Raw genomic sequence first — 19,055 nt, forward strand, 5'->3', positions numbered from 1 at the left:
GCGACCGCGTGGTGAGCCGCTACCCCTCGTAGTTCCCCAAGGAGATCCGGCAGATGGAAACCACTCAGACCCTGCACGACTTCGTGTTCAACCTGCTCACCAACGCCGACGCGCGCTCGGCGTTCGAGCTCGACCCCGAGGGGGCGCTGCGCGCCGCCGGGCTCAGCGACATCACCGCCGCTGACGTGCAGGACGTGGTTCCGCTGGTGCTGGACACCGTCCCGGTGCAGGGCATCACGTCGCTGGACGTGCTGGGCGACACCGGCCTCGGCCTCGGCACCGTCAGCGCGGACCCGCTGGGCGTCATCGGCCAGCTCACCACGGTGGCGCAGGGCCTCAACGTCGGGGCGGCGGGCTCGCACACCGCCGACGTCAACGTCAGCGCCCTCGGCGTGATCGGCGTGGACGCCGGCGGGCTCGGCAACATCGCCGCCTCCGTGCTGCCGGGGATCGGCGTGGGCCTCGGCGCCGACGGCGTGACCGCGGACCTGTCGGGCGTGAACGACGTGGCGCACACGCTGGACGCGGGTGTGCTCAACCCGGTCACCCAGGACGCGGTGGGCGCGGTCGGCACGGTCGACGGCGTCGTCGCCGGCGTCGGCGGCACCGCCGACGGCCTGGTGGGCGGCGGCCTCGGCGGCACCGTCGACGGGCTGCTCGGCGACGGCGTGACCGGCATCGCGGGCAACGCGCTCGGCACCGTCGGCCACACCGTCGACTCGCTGGGCGTCACCGGCCTGGTCAACGGCGTGACCGGCACGGTCGGCGGCACCGTGGACGGCCTGGGCGTGGACGGCGTCGTCAGCGGCGTGACCGGCACGGTCGGCGGCACCGTGGACGGCCTGGGTGTGGACGGGGTCCTCGGCGGCGTCACCGGCACGGTCGGCGGCATCACCGGTGGTCTGGGCGTGCAGGGCCACGCGCAGGCGGACGCCTCGGCGGACGCGTCGGGGCACGGCCTGCTCGGCGGGCTGCTCTGAGTTAGCAGCTCGGCACGCTCGGTCGGGGGTCGGATCGCTGGTGGTCGGTCCGACCCCCGACCGCTTGATAACAGCGTCGAAATGAGCACACTTGGTGCCGTGATGGCGCCGATCTGGCTCGACGTGCTCGACGAGACCGCCCGGTTGTGTGTGGCCCACGGCCGCACCGACCTGCTGGAGCGGCTCCGCCAGAAGCGCGCGCAACTGCTCGATCCGAGGCTGCGGGTGCTGGTGATCGGCGAACCGAAGCAGGGCAAGAGCCAACTCGTCAACGCCCTGATCAACGCCCCCGTCTGTCCGGTCGGGGACGGCCCCACGACGGCGCTGCCGACCGTGGTGCAGCACGCCGAGACCCCGTCGGCGGTGCTGGTCCGCAGCCCGCTGCCGGTGGCCGGACGGCCGGCGGCCGACGCGTCCCGGGCCGAGGACCGGATCCCGCTGCCGATGGAGCAGGTCGCCACCGGCATCGGGGGCAAGCTGCGACAGCGCACGGCCGACGAATCGGTGCACGTCGAGGTCGGGGTGCCACGGGCGCTGCTCGCCACCGGGCTGGTGCTCATCGACACACCGGGGACCGACACGCAGGATCCGGCCCGCGTGATGAACGGCACGGTCGGGTTCGCCCGGGCGGACGTGGTGGTGATGGTGTCGGACGCGACCCGCGAACTCTCCGTCACCGAACTGAACCTGCTCCTGCACGTACTGCAGTCGCATCCGCACATCATCGTCGCGCTCAGCAAAATCGACATCGCGCCGCAGTGGCGCGCCGTGGCCGAGCGCAACCGCCACCACCTGGCGAACGCCGGCATCCCGGCGGCGCTCATCCCGGTCTCCGCGACCCTGCGCCTGCGGGCGGCCCGCAGCAACGACCGGGACATCAACGCCGAATCCGGCTTCCCCGAGCTGATCGCGCGGCTCAGCCGGGATCTGAGCCGGAAGAACGAGGTGCTGGCCGGAGCGACCGCGGGACTCACCGCCCGTACCGTCATCGAGCAGCTCGCCGCGCCGCTCCGGGCCGAACTGTCCACTCGCGACGACGCCGACGACTCGGGTCCGATGTCGAGGCTGCGGGAGGCGCAGCGGGCCGTCGACGAGCTGCGCCGGCTCTCGGCGCGCTGGCAGAACTCGCTCAACGACGAGGTAACGGACCTGATCAGCGACATCGAATACGACCTGCGCGACCGGACCCGGCAGATCCTGCGCAAGGTCGACGAGGCGTTCGACGAGGCCGACCCGGTGCCGGCGTGGGAGACGTTCCAGGAGTGGCTGGAGAGCAATCTCGTCGAGGCGGCGGAGGCCAACTACGAGTGGCTGGTGCAGCGCTGCGAGTGGATCGCGCAGCGGGTCGCGGACAACTTCCGCGGCTACGGCTACGACGCCGCCCCCGACTGGTCCCTCACCACGCCGCAGGACCCCGGCAGCCACCTCTCGGCGATCGAGCAGCCGCCGGTCGACCGGTTCACCCCGGTCCAGAAGGTCATCACCGGGTTGAAGGGCTCATATGGTGGCCTGCTGATGTTCGGGCTGGCGACCACCCTCGCCGGGATGCCCCTGATCAACCCCATCTCGCTCGGCGCCGGCGCGCTCTTCGGCGGCAAGAGCATCCACGACGAGAGCCGCAGCCTGCTGAAACGCCGGCAGGCCGTCGCGAAGGGCGCCGTCCAGCGGCACGTCGACGACTTCTTCATCAAGTTGAACAAGGACTGCAAGGACACGGTCCGCAACGTGCAGCGGACGCTGCGGGACCACTTCACGGCGGTGACCGAGGAGCTGCAGGAGGCGATCGTCCAGTCGTTCCGCACGGCGAAGCAGGCGGCCGACGCGGACGCCGTCGAGCGCGACCAGCGGCAACGGCAGATCGAGCAGCAGATGAAGCGGCTCGGCGCGCTCTACGAGCAGGCCCAGGAGCTGCTGACCGGCCGCGCCACCGCGTCCCGGGTGCCGCTGGGGCCGCGGGTATGAGCGGAATGGACCGCCTCGACGAGTCGGTCTGGGCGCTGCTGCACGAGGCGCTGCGCGTCTACCAGGACAGCCCGCGCGCCACCCTGCACCTGCGCCACCAGCTCGCGCGCTTCGAGCAGCCGGTGCGGATCGCCGTCGCCGGCCCGTGGCAGTCCGGCAAGTCGACTCTGATCAACGCGATCCTCGGCGAGGAGGTCGCGCCGGTGGAGGTCGGGGACGGTCGCCAGACCGTCACCTGGTACGAGGACGGGCCGGCGCCGCGCGCGACCGCGTACTCCGCCGGGGGCGTCGTGCAGGAGTTGCCGGTGACGCGGTCGACGCGGGGGATGCGGGTCGAGCTGTCCGGCCCGCGGCCGGACCACGTCACCGAGATCGTGGTGAAATGGCCGAGCAGGACGCTTCGGCACATGACGCTGGTGGACACGCCGGCGCTGCCGGCCGGCGCCGGCGACGACGGCCGGGCCGACGGTGGCGACGGGATCCTCGACGACGCCGATGCCGTGCTCTACCTGACCCGCGACGCCCGCGACAGCGACCTGCGGTTCCTGCATCGTGCGCAGGAAGGGGCCGTGGCGAACGCGGCGCCGGTCAACGTCCTGCTGGTGCTGTCCCGCGCCGACGAGGTGGGCGGCGGCCGGGTCGACGCGCTGCTGACCGCCCGGCAGCTGGCCCGGCGGCACCGCCGCGACCCGCGGGTCGGCGCGCTCTGCGTCAGCGTGCTCGCTCTCGGCGGGCTGGTCGCGCTCGCGGGGCGGGTGCTCATCGACGGGGACTTCGGCGCACTCGCCGTGCTCGCCGCGATGCCGCGCGCCGACCTCGAGCCGTACCTGCTCTCCACCGACCGCTTCGTGGGGCCGGCGTTCCCGGCGTCGCTCGACGCCGGGCTGCGGCGCGGCCTGCTGGAACGATTCGGTCTCTTCGGGGTACGGCTGGCCACGACGCTGATCCGCGCCGGTTTCGACAGCCGGCCGAAGCTCTCCGCCGAGCTGGTGCGGCGCAGCGGCCTCACCGAGCTGCGTGAAGCGCTCGGCCGGTACTTCGTGGACCGGGCGGAGGTGCTCAAGGCCCGCTCCGCGCTCGCCGCGCTGGAACGGGTGCTGCGCGCCGAGCCCCGGCAGGGCAGCGCCCAGCTGTCGGCGCGGCTGGAGCAGATCCTGGCGAGCGCGCACGACTTCCGGGAGCTGCGGCTGCTTGCGGCGCTGGCCGACGCGCAGCTGAGCCTCGACGCCGAGCTGTCGGCCGAGGCGGTGCGGCTGATCGGCGGCAACGGCACGGCGCTGGCGGCGCGGCTGGGCATCGACTACCAGGCCAGCATCGGCGAGCTCTGGGAGCTGGGGGCCGACGCGCTGGGCCGGTGGCAGGACCACTCCGAGGATCCGCTGCTCAACCTCGACCAGCGGCGGGCGGCGCAGGTGATCGTCCGCAGCTGCGAGGGGATGCTCGCCGAGTTGGCCGGCGGCTATCCGCCGAGCCGCGTGCAGTAGGCGATCGTCGCGTCGTCGCGCAGTTTCGCCCGCGGCCACCGCTGGCCGTCGCGGTCGTAGTGCTCGGCCGCGCGTACCGCGGTGACGATCTCGGCCGGGTGCTCCTGCCGGAGCAGCTCCGCCAGGCCGGCCCAGTCGATCAGCGCGAACGGGGTCACGAGCCGGGCGGCGCCGTCGCTGAGCAGCGCCACGGCCCGCAGGTCACCGACGCTCACGCTGCCGGTGAGCGCCTCGTACGCCGCCCGCGGCTCGGCCGCCGCCACCCAGAAGCCGTCCGGCCGGTTCCGGTGCACCCGCACCGCCTCGATGTACGCCAGGTGCGCCCGGTGCTGTTCCGGGGTGCCGTGTGACGCGGCGATCATCGCCGCGCGGTGCTGCGCCGCGAAGGTCGCGTTCCGCTCGTCGCAGATGACGACCGGCTCCCCGTCGGCGGTGTCGAGCAGCAGCACGGAGTCGGCGAGCACGAGGTAGTCGGCGCGCCCGCCGTCGAGCCGGAGCAGCACCACGGTCGCCGACGGGCTGTCCGGGCTGTCGACGTCGCAGGTGTCGGCGTGCAGGTCGCGTACCTCGCCGATCGCCGCGGCGAGGATCGCGGTGAGCTCCTGGTGGTCGTCGGCGGCGAGCCCGGCCAGCAGCGCCGCGCCGAGCCGGCGCGTGTACCACGCCACGCCGTGCGCGCAGCTGTCGTTGACGGGGATCCCGGCGCCGTCGAGCAGCACGGCGGCGTGCGGGAGCGCGGCGGTGAAGTCCTCGTTGGGCCCTTCGGGCCGGGACGGGCTGGTGGCCATCGTGACCTGCATGCCGTCATTCTCCCGGCCGCGACCGCCGCCCGGACGGGGGCCCGAAGGGCGTACCGCTGCGCGTCTCCGCCCGGTGCCGCAGCGCGGTGGTGCGGACGAGCGCTTCGCGGCAGGGCGGGTGGTCACCGGCGCAGTCCGGGGCGTGGCCGATGACCCACACCAGCTCGTTGTCGTAGCAGCGGGCCAGCTCGATGCGCACCCGCGTGACAACCAGGGTGTACGGCTGACCCGGCGGCTGCCCGCGCCCGAACAACCAGTCGTCGGCGTCGAGTTCCAACAGGGTTCCGGCGGGGACCGGCGGGATCGTGAGCGTGCTTCGGTACAGAGTCATGGCCTCTTCGTCCAGGCAACGAATCGGGTGAACAGCTCGCGCGGGGTGGCGTTGGGCAGTTCGGCGGCGGCTTCGGCGAGCCGTTCCGCGCCGTGCATCGCCAGCCCGACCGGGTCGTACGCCGCCCTCAGCTCGGCTTTGGCGGCGTCGCACGGCCAGGGGCCGTCCCCGCGCGCGCACTGCCATGACGGCCGGTCCGGAACGTGCAGCTCACTCATCCCACCGGCGCCCGATCCCCGACTCCGGTGCGTCGGCGTCGTCGCGCCGCTGCCGGCTGTTGCGGTGAGGCTCGACGGATTCGGGCGGCGGTTCCGTTGGTGGCGCTGGACCGGACGCGCGGCAGTCGGCGCAGGTCAACGTCGCCCCGCACTCCGGGCACCACTGCTGCGCCTTCTTGAACGTCAGCAGCCCGACGCCGAAGCCGAACACGGAGCAGAGCACCGCCGTGATCGCGATCCCCATGGGCGCCTCCAGGGGTAGGTGGGGCACGGCGGCTCGGGGGAGGCCGCCGTGGCCCCGGCTCAACCGCGGGACTGCTCCCGCAGGAATTCGCTCACCCGCTCGGCCGACTCGACGCCGTGCTCCAGCACCGTGCGCAGCGGCGAGTACGAGACGCGCGGGGTGGAGCAGTTTCGCTGTCGGGACTCATCGACCATCCCGGGTGATCTTCGATCTGACTTCCGTGTGGTCGGACGCCGATTGATTCCGACCGCTGGTGACGATTTTTCTGCGCATCGTGGGTCCCGGGAACGCAACGGTGTGCTGGTCTTGTCCTGGTCTTGTGCTATCCGTGTCGACGTCAGGCCATTACGCTGGTCAATGATTCGACAACGCTGCGTCGAACGTTGAGGGATGGTCTGGTGACTCCGATCGTGCGGTGGTCAGGCCGGGAGGCACGGGCACTGCGTGAGGCGAGGCGAATGAGCGTGCGCGCCTTCGCGGGTCACCTCGGTGTAGCGGTCGCGTCCGTGACCAACTGGGAGCAGCGTGGAGAGCTGATCCGCCTGAGGCATGAGACCCAAGAGGTCCTCGATCGGGACCTGAGCCGAGCCGACGACGATGTACGTAGGCGATTCGAGGCGGCGCTCAACGAGTTGAAGGCGATGGTGGTTCCGGTCGCAGCCTCCGATAGCGCCCGGCGGCTGGAGTACGTCCTGGCTCACCCGAGTCGTGCCGATGCGATGACGGTCGCCTACCTGCGGAAGCAGGTGGCCCGTCTCGACGCCGCGTACGACCATCAGCCGTCGGCCACACTCCTCGGACCTGCCGGCGAACGCCATGCACAGATCGCCTACCTCCGAGCCTGGGCCAGCAATGGCCGGATCCAACGCGAGCTGCTTGCGACCTTCGCTGCGTCCGCCATCCTTATGGGCCAACTGGTCTGGGACGCGTCGCTCCGTCGAGATCACGCGTCAGCGTTGTCGTACTTCGACGCCGTCATTGAGGCCGCCGACGGGGCCGGCGATCCTCTGCTGGCCGCTCGCGGGCACCTGCGTAGGAGCCTTGTCGCTCTGTACGGGCAGTGGGACGCAAGAACCGGATTGGAAATGGCAGCCCAAGCGGCCGCTACGAGTTGCAGTGTCAGCAACGCACTCGCCGGCTTGGCGCTGTTACACGTCGCCGAAGCGTACGCAATGCGGCAACAGCGACGACCATGCGAGAGCGCACTAAGCGCGGCCGACACATACTTCGGAAAGGTAACCGCGGCCGACGGCGCCGGACTGTTACTCAGCCCGTTCGATGCGAGCCGGATGGCCGGTGCCTGCTATCTCCACCTGGATGAGGCGGCCAAGGCAACGGCGTTCCTCACCGAGACACTGACACATGCTGGCCGGACAAAGGCGGCCGCAGTCGCCGCAGCCAACCTCGCCCTGGCATTGACCCGCGACCACAAGATCGACGATGCGGTGGACAGCCTGCATCGGGCGATCGACATCGTGGAGGCGACTCGTGGGGGCGGGGGATTGACGGTCGCGTTCACCGCTGGCAGGGCGCTGAACCCGTGGCGTCAGCAAGCTGCCGTCCAGGATGTGCACGACCGGCTGCTCGCGCTCGTGGCAACGTAAGGAGTCCACGTGCCAACCCTCGATGCATCGATACCGCAGGCCAAGCAGGAAATCCGTGAGCGTGTGTGGACCTTGCTGGAGCGCTACCGGGCCGTGGACCCAGGGGTCTCGGGGCACATTCCCGCGTTCGCCGGTGCCGGTGCCGCAGCCGAACGGCTGGCAACGCTACCGTCGTGGCAGTCGGCCCGGGTGATCAAAGCGAACCCGGATCGGGCGCAACTCCCGGTTCGCGCCCAAGCCTTGGACGCGGATAAGACGGTCTACATGGCGGTGCCCAACCTCACCACCCTCAGGCCGTTCTACCTGCTCGATCCTGCGAAGCTGCCGCGACCCTTCGAGACGTCAGTCTCGCACCAGGCCGTTGCGGCAGCAGCGACCACCGTGACGGTCGATGAGATGCCCGCAATTGACCTGGTGGTGTGCGGGAGCGTCGCCGTCAACGGCGAGGGTGTTCGAATCGGCAAGGGCGCGGGCTATTCCGATCTCGAACTCGCGCTGCTCACCGAGGCCGGACTCGTCGACGCGCACACCACGATAGTGACGACCGTGCACCCGCTACAGATCATCGACGGGCGGTTACCTGAGGCGCCGCACGATTTCCGCGTCGACGCCATTGCCACTCCCGACGCGATCATTACCTGTCCAGGCGGCCGCCGCCCGAAGGGAGTGCTCTGGGACCAACTTACGGACGACAAGATTGCGGCGATCCCAGTGCTCGCGAGCCGTGTGCTGCCTCGTAGGGCGGCGAGGAGAGAGCACCGATCGCTGTAGCGCCCGTGAACTGTAAAGCCCTGATGAGCCACCGGCACAGAAGATTGCGCGCGGTCGAGCTGTCTGTGGTCTTCATGGTCGCGACGACGGCACCACCGGTAACGGCCGCCGCCTCCTAAGAGGCGACCCGTCAGTGAGCTTGGGCAGCGGGTCGCGTCGGACGACGGTGACACGCCTGTCGCGTCTGGGCCGCGTTGCCGGCCGAGCGGCGCTCACAAACGCTGCGACTCGTACTCCAGGAGGTGGAGACGGCGGCCCGGCATCAACCGGCTTGATGCTCCCTCGCTGCCTTCCTGTCCTGAGCCCGTCGTTACTTACCGCTGCGAGATCGCCGCACTGCCCAGACTCCGCCGACAATGGCCGCCGCCGCTGGCAAGAGGCAGCAGAGCGTGAAGACGGACAGGTGCCACGGTTTGAGTGCTCCCATGGTCGACAGGGTAGGGACAGTTGTTGATGTGTGCTGTCCCGGTCAGGGGTGCAGCGACGTCGGGACCCGCCCTTCGCCGCGGCGTGCTCGATCCTCCGCACGTGGTCGGACCGCTACGAAACGCGCGGCGTGCACCCGCCCCGCGGTCCCGCCGCTCGGACAGCGTCCGCGTTGCGATACCGTCAAGGCGTCCAGACCGGCCTCCAGCAGCCCGTGTTCACGGGCTGGCGGTGACCCCCAGGGCGCCCCGACGAGTTCAGGGAGATACCGATGCTGGAGCCCGAGTCCGCTCACGACGCCGACGCTGAGGGTGCCGACACGCCAGCCGATGAGCCGGCCGTTTACGCGAATAGGGCTGCCCGACGCGCGAAGGGCAAGGGAACGTCGCCGCAACCGTCTGGAAAGGGCCAGCGCCTCGCCGGCCGGGGCTCGGTCCAGAGTCCGCGCCAGTGGGGTAACCGCCGAAGCGGTTGATCCGTCGGTAGCGCCTTCGTCGGCACGCTCCCGGTGTCTGCCGTGATGGCGGCGGGGGAGCAGTCACCGGCGCTCGACCTCAACGAGGCCGAGGTTGCCGAGAAATTCGAGTTGCCCGGCGCGGACCTGTCCGCCTGACGGTCGCCGTCAGGGCGCCACTTCCCGCCACTCCGGACGCCCACCGAGCCATGCGTCGGCGAGGATCTGCGCGGACGTCCGACTCGGGCAGGCGTGCAGCTTGGACCGGCCCGCGCTGCCGCCGGTCTGCGCCTCTACCTCCCAGCGCAGGCCGTCGGTGCGGATGTAGACGTCGCGACGCCCCCGCGCACTACGGTCGCCGTTCCACCAGTGACGCTCGATCTTCACCCACTGACGGTAACACCGCAGCGGACCAGGCGAACAATAATGATCTTGAGGGTTGCGGTTACCGGCCGGGTTCCGTGGCGTCGTGATGCCTGACGAGCGACGATGGCGCGGCCGCCGGCTCCGGGGCACCGTCCCGCTCGGTGGCGAACGGCGTGCGCAGGCGGGCCATCGCCACCGCACTCACGTCCACGGGCGGTCTGTGCGCGAAGGAGGCGTCCGCTTCCGCCGCTGCACGGAATGGACTTGCGGCATGGGTGGTTGAATCGGTCAACAGTTGCTCCACGGTTTGCGCGCCAACGCGCGACTCACCCGCTCTCACATGTGAGCCGGGTGGGGAAAATGAGCGGGGTGGATGCGTGCCCGTCTGGGCGTCGGATCCGTTTCGCTTCGCCTGCCGCACTCTAGCCCAGATCCATGATCGTGTACGCCGTGGCCCTGGGTGCGGGTAAGATTGATCGAGCGGCCCGTCGGTTCCGACCACGGCCCGCGTCTGACGTCGACCACACGGCCGCGACCGATCGGTCAGCGCCGTGCGGGACGACCCCTTCCACGTTCGGAGAACTACATGGCGGCACGCCGCCCCAGCAAGACACCCGTTGTCACACCCACCTCCTTCGCCGACCTCGGCGTGCCCGGCCGTCTGGTCACCGCGCTCGAGCAGGCGGGCATCACCACGCCGTTCCCGATCCAGGCCGCCACGCTCCCGGATTCACTCGCCGGACGCGACGTGCTCGGTCGTGGCAGGACGGGATCGGGCAAGACGTACGCCTTCGCTCTCCCGGTTCTCGCCCGGCTCGCGGCCGCCACGTCTCCGCGGCTGCCCGGCCGCCCGCGCTCGCTCATCCTGGCGCCCACCCGCGAGCTGGCGACCCAGATCGAAGCGACGATCGCACCGCTGGCCACCGCGCTGTCGCTGCGGACCCTGACGATCTTCGGCGGGGTGAGCCCGCGGCCGCAGGTCGCCGCGCTGCGTGCCGGGGTCGACATCCTCATCGCCTGCCCCGGGCGGCTCGCCGACCACGTCTCGACCGGCCACGCGATCCTCGACGCCGTCGAGATCACGGTGCTCGACGAGGCGGACCACATGGCCGACCTGGGCTTCCTGCCGGTCGTACGGCGACTCCTCGACAAGACACCGCCCCGCTCCCAGCGGCTGCTGTTCTCGGCGACGCTCGACGGGGGCGTCGACGTCCTCGTGCGGCGGTACCTTTCCAACCCGGTCACCCACAGCGTCGACTCGGCGATGTCGCCGGTCGCCGCGATGACCCACCACGTGCTCCGGGTGCGTCACGACGACCGGCTTCCCGTTCTGGTCGACCTGACGGCCGCCCCGGGGCGCACGGTCGTGTTCACCCGCACCAAGCGGGGCGCCAAGAAGCTGACCAGTCAACTGGTCGCCTCCGGCGTGCCCGCGGTGGAACTGCACGGCAACCTGGCGCAGAACGCCCGCGCCCGCAATCTGGCGGCGTTCTCCGCCGGCGACGCCCGCACGCTCGTCGCGACCGACATCGCGGCGCGCGGTATCCACGTCGACGATGTGGCTCTCGTGATCCACGCCGACCCGCCCGCCGAGCACAAGGCGTACCTGCACCGTTCGGGGCGGACCGCGCGTGCCGGAGCGAGTGGCACCGTGGTCACCCTGATGACCGACGACCAGGTCACGGACGTACGGGACCTCACCCGTCAGGCCGGCATCAACCCGACGGTCACCCGGCTCGGTCCCGGCGACGCCCTGCTCGCCGAACTCGCACCCGGCGAGCGCCGCTTCGTGACGCCGCGCACCACGACGACGGAGCCGCGGGGCGGACGAGGCGCCGCGACGACGGAGCCGCGTGGCGGACGAGGCGCCACGACGACGGAGCCGCGGGGCGGACGAGCCGACAGCGCCGCCCGGCGCCCGGATCGCCGTACCGCGACGGGCGGGTCGACCGCCGCCGCGGCACGTGGCAGAGCCCCGGAAGGCCGTCGGGCGGGTGCCGCCGAGGTCCCGTCCGCGCCACGGGGCGCGGCCGCGTTTTCTTCCGGCACGCGCGTTGGTAGCCGCCGCCGCGGTCAGCGCTGACCGCGAAGACACCGCGTGGGCGGCAGGGCGTGCTAGCCTGAGGTTACGACCTTCGGTTTGTCGCATACTTTGCCAGCGCCTGGTGGGTATCTAACCCACCAGGCGCTTTTTTGTTCTGCCGGTTCTTCCGGACGAGCGGCGGCGACAACCCGGGAGCCCGACGGGCTCCATCAGCTACTCAGAGGAGAAGACATGGCATTCGGCACAGTCAAGTGGTTCAACGCGGACAAGGGTTTCGGCTTCATCGCTCAGGAGGGCGGCGGCGCCGACGTCTTCGCCCACTACTCCGCGATCGCGTCGAGCGGGTTCCGCAGCCTGGACGAGAACCAGCGGGTCGAGTTCGACATCGAGCAGGGTCAGAAGGGCCTCCAGGCCGCCAACATCCGCGTGGTCTGACGGTGACTCCGCCAAGCCGCGGCGACGGGGGCACTCCCGTCGCCACGGCGGTGGCTGAGACGGACCCGCGAAAGCCGGTCCGTTTCGACGCCGGGCTCGTTCCCGGCCTCGAAACGCTGCTGTTGTACGCGCTGTCCGCCCCCGAGCACCGGCCCCGGAGTACCAGCATCGACGACCTCCGGCTGGCCCCGGCGCCGCTGGTGCCCGAGGTGCGGCTGCTCATGGCCGAAGACGCGATCGTCCTCTGGGCCCGGCTCGAAGCCGAGGCGGGACACGTGCTTCCGCCGCCGTACTGGGCGTCGGCGTGGACCGGCGGGCAGGGTCTCGCGCGCTACATCCTCGATCACCCGGACACGGTGGCCGGTCGTCACGTCCTCGACGTCGCCTCCGGCTCCGGGCTCGTCGCCATCGCCGCGGCGATCGCCGGCGCCGCCCGGGTCACCGCCAACGACATCGACCCGTACTCGATCGCGGCAATCAACGCGAACGCCCACGCCAACGACGTCGACCTGACTCTGTCGTCGAGCGACCTGCTTGACGGCGACGGGGACGGTGCGGATGTGGTGCTGGCCGGCGACGCGCTCTACCACCCGTCCGTGGCGGCCCGGATGCTGCCGTTCCTCGCCCGCGTCGTGGCGACGGGCGTCCCGGTCCTCGTGGGCGATCCGGACCGGGGCCACCTGCCCCATGACTGGTTGGAGCGGGTGGCGAGCTACGAGGTGCCGGAGGGCAGCGCTCCGGAGGACGAGCAGCTTCAGCTGACAAGCGTGCTCGCCGCATCGACACCCGTGTCACCGGCGGCCTGGCCGCCGGTCTGCCCGCCGGACGACTGGTCCCACCGTTGGTGCAGGAGCGGATCCCCGTAACCGCCGTAGAACGGCGGCGGGTGCGGCACGCGGGTCCGACCGCCACGATCGGCAGGGAGGGTTGTTTCCCGACCCGTACCCCTTAGGACGTGTCGCCGCCGAGGCGGCAGGCGGCGGGCCGATTGGCGGCCGACCCGCTAAGCAGCGAGGTTCTTGACCATGATGTGCTCCCGACGGATGCCGTCGGGCATGAGGTCACCGAGCTCACCCGTGTCGTGGAAGCCGTTCCGCTGGTACAGCGCCCAGGCGTTCATGTTGCCCTCCACCACGGCCAGCCGCAGCGTCCGCGCGCCCACCTGCCGAGCCCACTGCTCGACCGCACGCAGGAGGTGGTCGCCCACGCCCCGGCCACGTCCCACCGGCGCCACGTACATCGAAATCAGCTCGACGACGCACTCCTGGTCGGCGGGTACCCCGCTAGCCATCCCAACGGGCTGTCCGTCGAGCATCGCCACCACGTTGTACGAGCCGGGGATGGCCAGCCGACCGCGCCAGCGTTCCTCACGGTCGCCGTCGCCCTGCCAGTCCGCCAGCTGGGAACCGAAGGCGTACGCCGCCTCCGCCAGTGCAGCGAGCCGCAGTTCCCGCCAGACCCGCCAATCGCCCTCGGTGAGCACACGCATTTCGATCACTCTTGAAGGCTGCCGCAGCTCTGGGGACCAGGCAATGCGTTTCCCGCTGGGCCATCGACCGGCCAGTAATCACGAGGTGTCGGTTCGATCCCGTCGCCCGATCCACCCGTTCCACATACCTGCCGCAGCGTTGCGTTTGCCCGCGTGGCGGCACCACGCGTTCACTTCCATGACCTGCGGCACGGGAACACCCTCGCCGCTGCCTTTGGCGGGAGCACTCGCGGGCTGATGCAACGAATGGAGCACGCGAGCATGCGTGCGGCGTTGATCTACCAGCACGCGTCCAGCGAGCGGGACCGCGAGATCGCCTCTGCCATGGACCGGCGGATTGCCCGGCAGGCCCGGCGCACGGGTGGCAGAGCGGCTAACGGCCCACGATGGCCCGAGATCAGAGCCGGGGGGAGTGGTCGACCGGCGCAGGATCGGAGGATGAAGCCTCTGACCTGCCGGAGGCTGTGGAGCGGGCGACGGGAATCGAACCCGCACCGTCAGTTTGGAAGAGCGTGCTCAAGCGGTCGTGATGCCCGAAACGCGTGTAGGCACCGGCAGGTCCGGTCGCGTCTCGTGGCCGCTCGTGCCCGCTGCGCGCCACGGTTACTGGCCCGCAGATGGCCCATGCCGGCGTTCGAGTTAAAAGAAGATCACGGATGGCTGGTCGTCTGGTGATCGCATGGTTCACTATCGCGCATGACGTGGCGAAGGACCGGGCTGGTGTTGGCGGTCATCTTGGCGATGGTGGCCTTCGTCGGCTGGCGCTGGTGGCACAACCACCCGCCGTACGGCCCGGAAGCGCTGGCCATCAAGTCCTCACTTCAGATCGTCAGCCACGAGGAGGCTCAGGCCGCGCTCGGCGAGAAGGTAAATGCCCCGGTGTCCAACGGACGCGACCAGCTGGTGCTTGGGCGGGTTTCCTGGCAGACCCCGCCTAAGCCACTCGATGGCGGATACTTCGCGATCTTTCTCATTGACAAGCGAACCAACCTCAAGGCGGGAGGCTTCAGCGCGTCGTCGCCGCGGCAGGAGGCCGTCGGCCTCGGGAGCGCCGGAGTCGAAAACAAAATCCCGGAGCGCTATCCCTGGCTACGGGGCGCAGGTGACGTCAAAGAGGGGAACGGCTGGTCGAGCTATGGATCCAGACTGGCCGTGTCCGACGGGAACGCTTCGCCGCTAACGTTCGTCGCGCTCTTTCCGCATGTGGAGGGGGCGCTACGGGCGGCGGTCCACGTGCCCACCGCCCCGGTTGCGATTTCGGACCTGCTGTTGGCCCTGGTTTATATGGGGCCGGACGGGCAGGTGTACTGGGCGCAACGGCTCCAAGGGTAGATAGCGGATCTCCTCCTCGGGCAGTCGTAGACCGTCCGGGGAAGCTGGTAGCCCTTGTGGTGCCCGGCGGGGTGATCCGCATCTCTGGAGGGTCGGGGTTCGGGGCGGCGCAGATGACCGGTGACGGCGACGACAACGAGGTCTAGCGGGCGGGGCGCTCGTCCGAGTGCGGGCCTTCACGCAGGGCGTGAGCCAAGCGGTTGAGCACCTCGGACACTGTGAAATCCCAGCCCACCAGTCGAGGCCCGGTCCAGTTGATGCCTACCCGGTAATCCTCATCGGCGAGTTCCGGGAGCTCGTCGTTCCGCCACGCCTCCAGGGAGACGGAAACAGGACGGAGGTCGTTGCCCCAGATGTCAGCCGCTCGCTGAGCACGAGCCCGGGACGACCAGTACGGCATGGCTCGTGCGCCGCTGGAAGTCTTCGGAGCGGGACTTCCCTGAGCGTCACGCACGAACCAGACGGTTCGGTGACCAGCAACCTCACGAAAGAACGCCGCTGCCTGGCTACCGCTCTGAGTCACGAGCCGTGAGGCTGGCAGCAGAGATCCCCAGACTGTCAGCCACGACCACCGCTTTCCTGGCATGTTCTTGTCCCCTTCACCTTTCGGGTCCAGGTCAGCCATCAGACCTCCCTCCGAGTTCCTTCCAGCTGCGCTGGGGATACGACAAGGCGCCTCGCGGCGCAGCGGATCTGTCGATGAAGGAGACACTCGAAACGGGCTCCTGCCGAGGCTCGGCTCGCGTCCCCGTTTCATGGACCCTCCTGCAAGCGCTGGACCTGGAGTGGCCCAGGTCCAGCGCCCAGGTGATCATCGCCAGGTCATGTCGATCTGGCGCTCGAAGGTGACGTAGCCGGCCCGGGCGAAGGCTGCCGCCATCGGCGCGTTGCCGACGTCGGTGGCTGCCCGGATCCGCGGTACGTTCTGCGCGTCGAGCAGGCTCGTACCCATGGCCAGCACGTCGTGGATGTAGCCGTGCCCGCGATGCGCAGGCACCACTGCGAGGTAAGCGATGATCGGGTTGTAGCCGTTGTGCGCGGGGATGACGAACCCGACTGGTTCTCCGTCCGGTAGCGTCGCGATCCGCCACCACTCGTGCGGGCTGGCGTAGCGCTCGAGTTCGTTGTGGTACTGCTCCTGAGCGGCCTGGCGGGCGGTCATGCGGGTCAGGTCGTCGCGACTGTGCGCGTCGAGGGTGCGGTCCAGCACGAGCGTCATCAGCTCGATGAGCTCGCCCGCGTTGCGAACCGGCCGGAAGACGAGCCGCCCGCTGAGCTCGGGGATGGGGGTGCCGGGTCGCCATTCCAGACGCAGCCGTTCGACGAGCAGGTTGGCTCCGACACGTTCGAGTGCGCCCATCCGGTCGTGGACGGCCTGACGCGTGTGTTGGTGGTTGCGCCAGTCCGCCGGAAGGAACCGACCGTACTCTGGGGGTGTCGCGCCGGCGGGGACCACGGCGGGCAGTGCGGCCTTCAGCAACCGCACGCCGTCGACGATGTCACCGTCGATGTCGAAGATGTCCATCAACAGCGCGTGCTCGTCCCCGGCGCGCGACCACCATCCGGCCCGGGCCACCACGCGATCACCGCGCAGCGCGAGCCAAAGCCATTCCGGGCGGCGGCGACCGGCCGCCAAGTCACTGCCGAGTTCGTCATTAAGGACGTACGGCAAACTGTTGAACAGGTCCAGCTCATCAGGCCCGGTGATCGGGCGCAGGGTCAGGTCATGCTGGTGCAAAGTCAAGGCGATCTCCGTCTGGAGGCGCCCTGTCCGCTCCAGGATCAGCTCAGCTGGTCACCTGGGAGGACACGAGCGCGGTGTGCGTGGCGTACATGGCTCAGCCCTCCTTCCTTGTCAGTCCGGTCGCCAGTTCTACCCAGTGCGTCCTATGCCCGCAACCCATTAACCAAACCAACCAGACAAGCTGCGTGTCTCCGGAACGGCGTCCGTGCCGCCGCGACCGACCAGTACCGTGACCCGCACGGCCGCCGGCCACTAGCTCACGCTCATGCCGCTGGACCCTCGTCCACCAAGGTCAGCAGATGCACGGATCTGCCGCCGAGCGAGGGGCCTCCCGGCGAACCTTCATTGTCCGTACGCCCCGTCCTAGTGGTCCACCGCGGCTTTCGGATGCGGGGTCATGGCCGAGTGCACTGTGTGGGTCTGCCCGCGGCGGAATGTCTTGAATTCGGAGGCAACGGTTGAGGAAGCTCGGGGTGTGCCTGAGCTCATGGACATCGTGGTCGGTGATCTGCACTTCTCACTGCGGGTATGGCAAGCCGTTGACGAGGACAAGACGCCCACCGTGCTGCTCCATGCGACCGGAAAGACCGCACGCGACTGGGACGTGATCGCCTCGGGCCTGTGTGCTGAGCGGACGGTGTACGCCGTCGACCTGCGGGGCCACGGCACTAGTGACTGGCCCGGCACGTACAGCGTTAATCTTTTCGCGAAAGACGTCATCGGTGTCTTGGACCAACTGGACACCGGCGCGGTGGACCTGGTCGGTCATTCCCTCGGCGGGCTGGTGGCCTGTGTGGTGGCGGCCTCCGAACGGCGGGGACACATCCGCAAACTCGTGCTTGAGGACATTGGTTTCCCGCACCCTCGACCGCCGGGACTTCCTGACCGTCCCGCGGGAGATCTGCCCTTCGACTGGCGGGTTGTGGAGCAGGTCCGGCCCGAGATCGACGAGCCGGATCCAGGCTGGGCCGGTATCGTCGCCCGGATCACCGCACCCACTCTGCTCATCGGTGGCGGAGCAGCGAGTGCGGTCCCCCAGGAGCACGTCGCCGAACTCGCCGATCGTTTGGCCGAGGCCCGGCTGACGACGATCGCGGCCGGCCACCTGGTGCACGAGACCGTTCCAGACGACTACCTCACTACCGTGATCGCATTCCTCGCCGAATGATCGACGCCCATCCGCATTGCCGCGATCCGCGCAGGCGTCGAGCGTCAGTTGGCGGGCGGCTGTCGCACATATCTGTGCGCACACAATTGCCGGTGGTGGAATCGTCATCGAAGGCGAATCCATCCTCGACCCGGGTGGGCTACTTGCTCTGAACCCCTGGTCTCACCCAACCCCGACGACCAGGGGAGTCGGAAGTTCTGCGTGGTGGGTGGGTGCTTGCTGCGGCGGGGAGATCCTGCTGTCGGCCTACGACCGCGAGCTCGCCCGTGCGATGGGCCGCCGCGTTAGAGAGGGCCGAGGCCGACCGTGAATGGCACGCGGATGGCAAGCAAGATCCAAGTGGGGGAGAACTGGAAAAGCCCAGGTCCCGCAATCATGCGGTTTACCTGGGCCTTCGTGGGTGGAGCGGGCGACGGGAATCGAACCCGCACCGTCAGTTTGGAAGAGCGTGCTCAACCGGTCGTGATGCCCGAAACGCCTGTGGCCGGCGGTTGACAGGTTTGAGGCTCGTGCCCCCTCGCGACCGCTCAGCCCTCTGGCTACTGGCCCGTGGATGGCCCATCGGACTCAGCCTGGCGCTCGGCTTGCCAGAGGGCGTGTCCCTTCAGCAGGTATCCGGTCCAGTAGATCGCGAACAGGATCAGGAAGCACGTGAAGAACACTCCCGAGACAATGCTCGCGATAACGAGTGCTTCCCGGCCGTCGGCCAGTCCGTGGGCCGCGAAGCCAACGAGGCCCAAGACGAAGAAGATGACCATGTAGATGGGCAGTGTTGGGCTGTCGGCTGGGTGCGCGCGAGGCAGCCAGGGGGCGCGGGGGTCGTTGCTGATCACGCCGTGAGTATCGGGGACGCGCTCGGTCAAAGCCAGGGGATCGCTCCTGCTGCGACCCGCTCAACCACCGACTACCGCACCGTCCGGACGGGCTTCCCCATCTCTGTCGAAGATCCCCCGCCCGGAGGGCAAACAGCTCTTACAGTCCGCCAGCGTGGCCGGCCGGCCCGGTTGATGCCGGCCGGAGGTCGCCAGCAGGCCGGGGCCGGGCCGGCGCGGCCCGCTTGCGGGCCGCCTTGATCTGATAGAGCGCAATTCGGCAATCTGTGGCCGGTGTGTCAACGACGGCTGAAAACGGACCCCTTCGCGACGGCCGAAAACGGACCCCCTCTGCTGGTTGAATCTTGCTAGTCGTTGGTCTTGGTGGCCG

At 69.8% G+C, this 19,055-nt stretch carries 20 protein-coding genes; 10 read left to right on the forward strand and 10 right to left on the reverse strand.

The annotated features are described in order from the left end of the window. Window positions 1-53: 53 nt before the first annotated feature. The 3 genes from BLW47_RS23105 to BLW47_RS23115 all read left to right on the forward strand — a co-directional run bounded on the left by BLW47_RS23105 (window position 54) and on the right by BLW47_RS23115 (window position 4,426). On the forward strand, window positions 54-980 hold the full coding sequence (locus BLW47_RS23105) for an IniB N-terminal domain-containing protein (protein ID WP_091562218.1): 927 nt from the start codon (window positions 54-56) through the stop codon (window positions 978-980). Window positions 981-1,061: 81 nt separating this feature from the next. Then, window positions 1,062-2,942: a dynamin family protein gene (locus BLW47_RS23110; protein ID WP_245736984.1), complete on the forward strand. Its 1,881-nt coding sequence runs from the start codon at window positions 1,062-1,064 to the stop codon at window positions 2,940-2,942. After that, window positions 2,939-4,426, forward strand: a complete 1,488-nt coding sequence (locus BLW47_RS23115; protein ID WP_217634921.1) for a dynamin family protein — start codon at window positions 2,939-2,941, stop codon at window positions 4,424-4,426. The genes BLW47_RS23110 and BLW47_RS23115 overlap by 4 nt, the downstream gene beginning before the upstream one ends. Here BLW47_RS23115 and BLW47_RS23120 read toward each other — a convergent pair. Genes BLW47_RS23120 through BLW47_RS25855 form a run of 5 tightly spaced genes read right to left on the reverse strand, consistent with a single transcriptional unit; the run spans window position 4,402 to window position 6,213 of the window. After that, window positions 4,402-5,226 carry a protein phosphatase 2C domain-containing protein gene (locus tag BLW47_RS23120; protein WP_091562229.1) on the reverse strand — a complete coding sequence of 275 codons (825 nt, stop codon included), beginning with the start codon at window positions 5,224-5,226 and terminating at the stop codon, window positions 4,402-4,404. The genes BLW47_RS23115 and BLW47_RS23120 overlap by 25 nt on opposite strands. Window positions 5,227-5,230: 4 nt before the next feature. Continuing rightward, the gene (locus BLW47_RS23125; RefSeq protein WP_091562232.1) at window positions 5,231-5,557 is read right to left on the reverse strand and encodes a hypothetical protein; all 327 of its coding nucleotides are present in this window, start codon (window positions 5,555-5,557) and stop codon (window positions 5,231-5,233) included. Beyond that, the gene (locus BLW47_RS23130) at window positions 5,554-5,775 is read right to left on the reverse strand and encodes a hypothetical protein (RefSeq protein ID WP_091562235.1); all 222 of its coding nucleotides are present in this window, start codon (window positions 5,773-5,775) and stop codon (window positions 5,554-5,556) included. Before BLW47_RS23130 ends, BLW47_RS23125 begins: the two co-directional genes overlap by 4 nt. Further along, window positions 5,768-6,019, reverse strand: coding sequence for a hypothetical protein (locus tag BLW47_RS23135; RefSeq protein WP_091562240.1), 252 nt, complete (start codon window positions 6,017-6,019; stop codon window positions 5,768-5,770). Before BLW47_RS23135 ends, BLW47_RS23130 begins: the two co-directional genes overlap by 8 nt. 59 nt (window positions 6,020-6,078) lie before the next feature. After that, on the reverse strand, window positions 6,079-6,213 hold the full coding sequence (locus BLW47_RS25855; RefSeq protein ID WP_281247301.1) for a hypothetical protein: 135 nt from the start codon (window positions 6,211-6,213) through the stop codon (window positions 6,079-6,081). A 216-nt stretch (window positions 6,214-6,429) separates the two neighbouring features. Here BLW47_RS25855 and BLW47_RS23140 point away from each other — a divergent pair, with 216 nt between their 5' ends. Together BLW47_RS23140 and BLW47_RS23145 are read left to right on the forward strand one after the other, a co-directional pair. Beyond that, window positions 6,430-7,623, forward strand: coding sequence for a helix-turn-helix domain-containing protein (locus BLW47_RS23140; RefSeq protein WP_483869243.1), 1,194 nt, complete (start codon window positions 6,430-6,432; stop codon window positions 7,621-7,623). A gap of 9 nt (window positions 7,624-7,632) precedes the next feature. Beyond that, window positions 7,633-8,394: a 5-formyltetrahydrofolate cyclo-ligase gene (locus BLW47_RS23145; protein ID WP_091562247.1), complete on the forward strand. Its 762-nt coding sequence runs from the start codon at window positions 7,633-7,635 to the stop codon at window positions 8,392-8,394. Between the two features lie 1,048 nt (window positions 8,395-9,442). Here the strand turns inward: BLW47_RS23145 and BLW47_RS23150 are convergent. Next, window positions 9,443-9,661, reverse strand: coding sequence for a hypothetical protein (locus tag BLW47_RS23150; protein WP_091562251.1), 219 nt, complete (start codon window positions 9,659-9,661; stop codon window positions 9,443-9,445). Between the two features lie 565 nt (window positions 9,662-10,226). On the opposite strand from BLW47_RS23150, the gene BLW47_RS23155 reads away from it, so the two are divergent. From BLW47_RS23155 to BLW47_RS23165, 3 genes are all read left to right on the forward strand, one after another. Continuing rightward, window positions 10,227-11,723, forward strand: a complete 1,497-nt coding sequence (locus tag BLW47_RS23155) for a DEAD/DEAH box helicase (RefSeq protein ID WP_091562254.1) — start codon at window positions 10,227-10,229, stop codon at window positions 11,721-11,723. A 192-nt stretch (window positions 11,724-11,915) separates the two neighbouring features. Beyond that, a complete protein-coding gene (locus BLW47_RS23160; protein ID WP_091562257.1) occupies window positions 11,916-12,119 on the forward strand; it encodes a cold-shock protein in 204 nt (67 codons plus the stop codon). 116 nt (window positions 12,120-12,235) lie between these two features. Beyond that, window positions 12,236-12,985 carry a class I SAM-dependent methyltransferase gene (locus tag BLW47_RS23165; RefSeq protein WP_245737003.1) on the forward strand — a complete coding sequence of 250 codons (750 nt, stop codon included), beginning with the start codon at window positions 12,236-12,238 and terminating at the stop codon, window positions 12,983-12,985. A gap of 137 nt (window positions 12,986-13,122) precedes the next feature. Here BLW47_RS23165 and BLW47_RS23170 read toward each other — a convergent pair whose 3' ends face one another. After that, entirely contained in the window at window positions 13,123-13,608 is a 486-nt protein-coding gene (locus BLW47_RS23170) for a GNAT family N-acetyltransferase (protein WP_245737004.1), read from the reverse strand. Between the two features lie 720 nt (window positions 13,609-14,328). Between BLW47_RS23170 and BLW47_RS23180 the strand changes: the two genes are divergently transcribed. Continuing rightward, window positions 14,329-14,940 (forward strand): hypothetical protein, encoded by a 612-nt coding sequence (locus BLW47_RS23180; protein WP_245736986.1) that lies wholly within the window; start codon window positions 14,329-14,331, stop codon window positions 14,938-14,940. 142 nt (window positions 14,941-15,082) lie between these two features. On the opposite strand, the gene BLW47_RS23185 is transcribed toward BLW47_RS23180, so the two are convergent. Together BLW47_RS23185 and BLW47_RS23190 are read right to left on the reverse strand one after the other, a co-directional pair. Next, entirely contained in the window at window positions 15,083-15,565 is a 483-nt protein-coding gene (locus BLW47_RS23185) for a DUF2750 domain-containing protein (protein WP_245736988.1), read from the reverse strand. Between the two features lie 186 nt (window positions 15,566-15,751). After that, complete coding sequence (locus BLW47_RS23190; RefSeq protein ID WP_091562268.1) at window positions 15,752-16,684, reverse strand: GNAT family N-acetyltransferase; 933 nt, start codon at window positions 16,682-16,684, stop codon at window positions 15,752-15,754. A gap of 475 nt (window positions 16,685-17,159) precedes the next feature. Between BLW47_RS23190 and BLW47_RS23195 the strand changes: the two genes are divergently transcribed. Beyond that, window positions 17,160-17,852 carry an alpha/beta fold hydrolase gene (locus BLW47_RS23195; RefSeq protein WP_091562271.1) on the forward strand — a complete coding sequence of 231 codons (693 nt, stop codon included), beginning with the start codon at window positions 17,160-17,162 and terminating at the stop codon, window positions 17,850-17,852. Window positions 17,853-18,391: 539 nt separating this feature from the next. Here BLW47_RS23195 and BLW47_RS23200 read toward each other — a convergent pair. After that, a complete protein-coding gene (locus BLW47_RS23200; protein ID WP_091562275.1) occupies window positions 18,392-18,685 on the reverse strand; it encodes a hypothetical protein in 294 nt (97 codons plus the stop codon). Window positions 18,686-19,055: the final 370 nt, after the last annotated feature.

The organism is Micromonospora pattaloongensis, from assembly GCF_900107255.1.
Taxonomy (GTDB): domain Bacteria; phylum Actinomycetota; class Actinomycetes; order Mycobacteriales; family Micromonosporaceae; genus Micromonospora_I; species Micromonospora_I pattaloongensis.

Excerpts from the sequence above, each read along its gene's own strand:
- BLW47_RS23105 (WP_091562218.1), top strand. The coding sequence starts at position 54 with ATGGAAACCACTCAGACCCTGCACGACTTCGTGTTCAACCTGCTCACC.
- BLW47_RS23110 (WP_245736984.1), top strand. The coding sequence starts at position 1,062 with ATGAGCACACTTGGTGCCGTGATGGCGCCGATCTGGCTCGACGTGCTC.
- BLW47_RS23115 (WP_217634921.1), top strand. The coding sequence starts at position 2,939 with ATGAGCGGAATGGACCGCCTCGACGAGTCGGTCTGGGCGCTGCTGCAC.
- BLW47_RS23120 (WP_091562229.1), bottom strand. The coding sequence starts at position 5,226 with ATGCAGGTCACGATGGCCACCAGCCCGTCCCGGCCCGAAGGGCCCAAC.
- BLW47_RS23125 (WP_091562232.1), bottom strand. The coding sequence starts at position 5,557 with ATGACTCTGTACCGAAGCACGCTCACGATCCCGCCGGTCCCCGCCGGA.
- BLW47_RS23130 (WP_091562235.1), bottom strand. The coding sequence starts at position 5,775 with ATGAGTGAGCTGCACGTTCCGGACCGGCCGTCATGGCAGTGCGCGCGC.
- BLW47_RS23135 (WP_091562240.1), bottom strand. The coding sequence starts at position 6,019 with ATGGGGATCGCGATCACGGCGGTGCTCTGCTCCGTGTTCGGCTTCGGC.
- BLW47_RS25855 (WP_281247301.1), bottom strand. The coding sequence starts at position 6,213 with ATGGTCGATGAGTCCCGACAGCGAAACTGCTCCACCCCGCGCGTCTCG.
- BLW47_RS23155 (WP_091562254.1), top strand. The coding sequence starts at position 10,227 with ATGGCGGCACGCCGCCCCAGCAAGACACCCGTTGTCACACCCACCTCC.
- BLW47_RS23160 (WP_091562257.1), top strand. The coding sequence starts at position 11,916 with ATGGCATTCGGCACAGTCAAGTGGTTCAACGCGGACAAGGGTTTCGGC.
- BLW47_RS23170 (WP_245737004.1), bottom strand. The coding sequence starts at position 13,608 with ATGCGTGTGCTCACCGAGGGCGATTGGCGGGTCTGGCGGGAACTGCGG.
- BLW47_RS23185 (WP_245736988.1), bottom strand. The coding sequence starts at position 15,565 with ATGGCTGACCTGGACCCGAAAGGTGAAGGGGACAAGAACATGCCAGGA.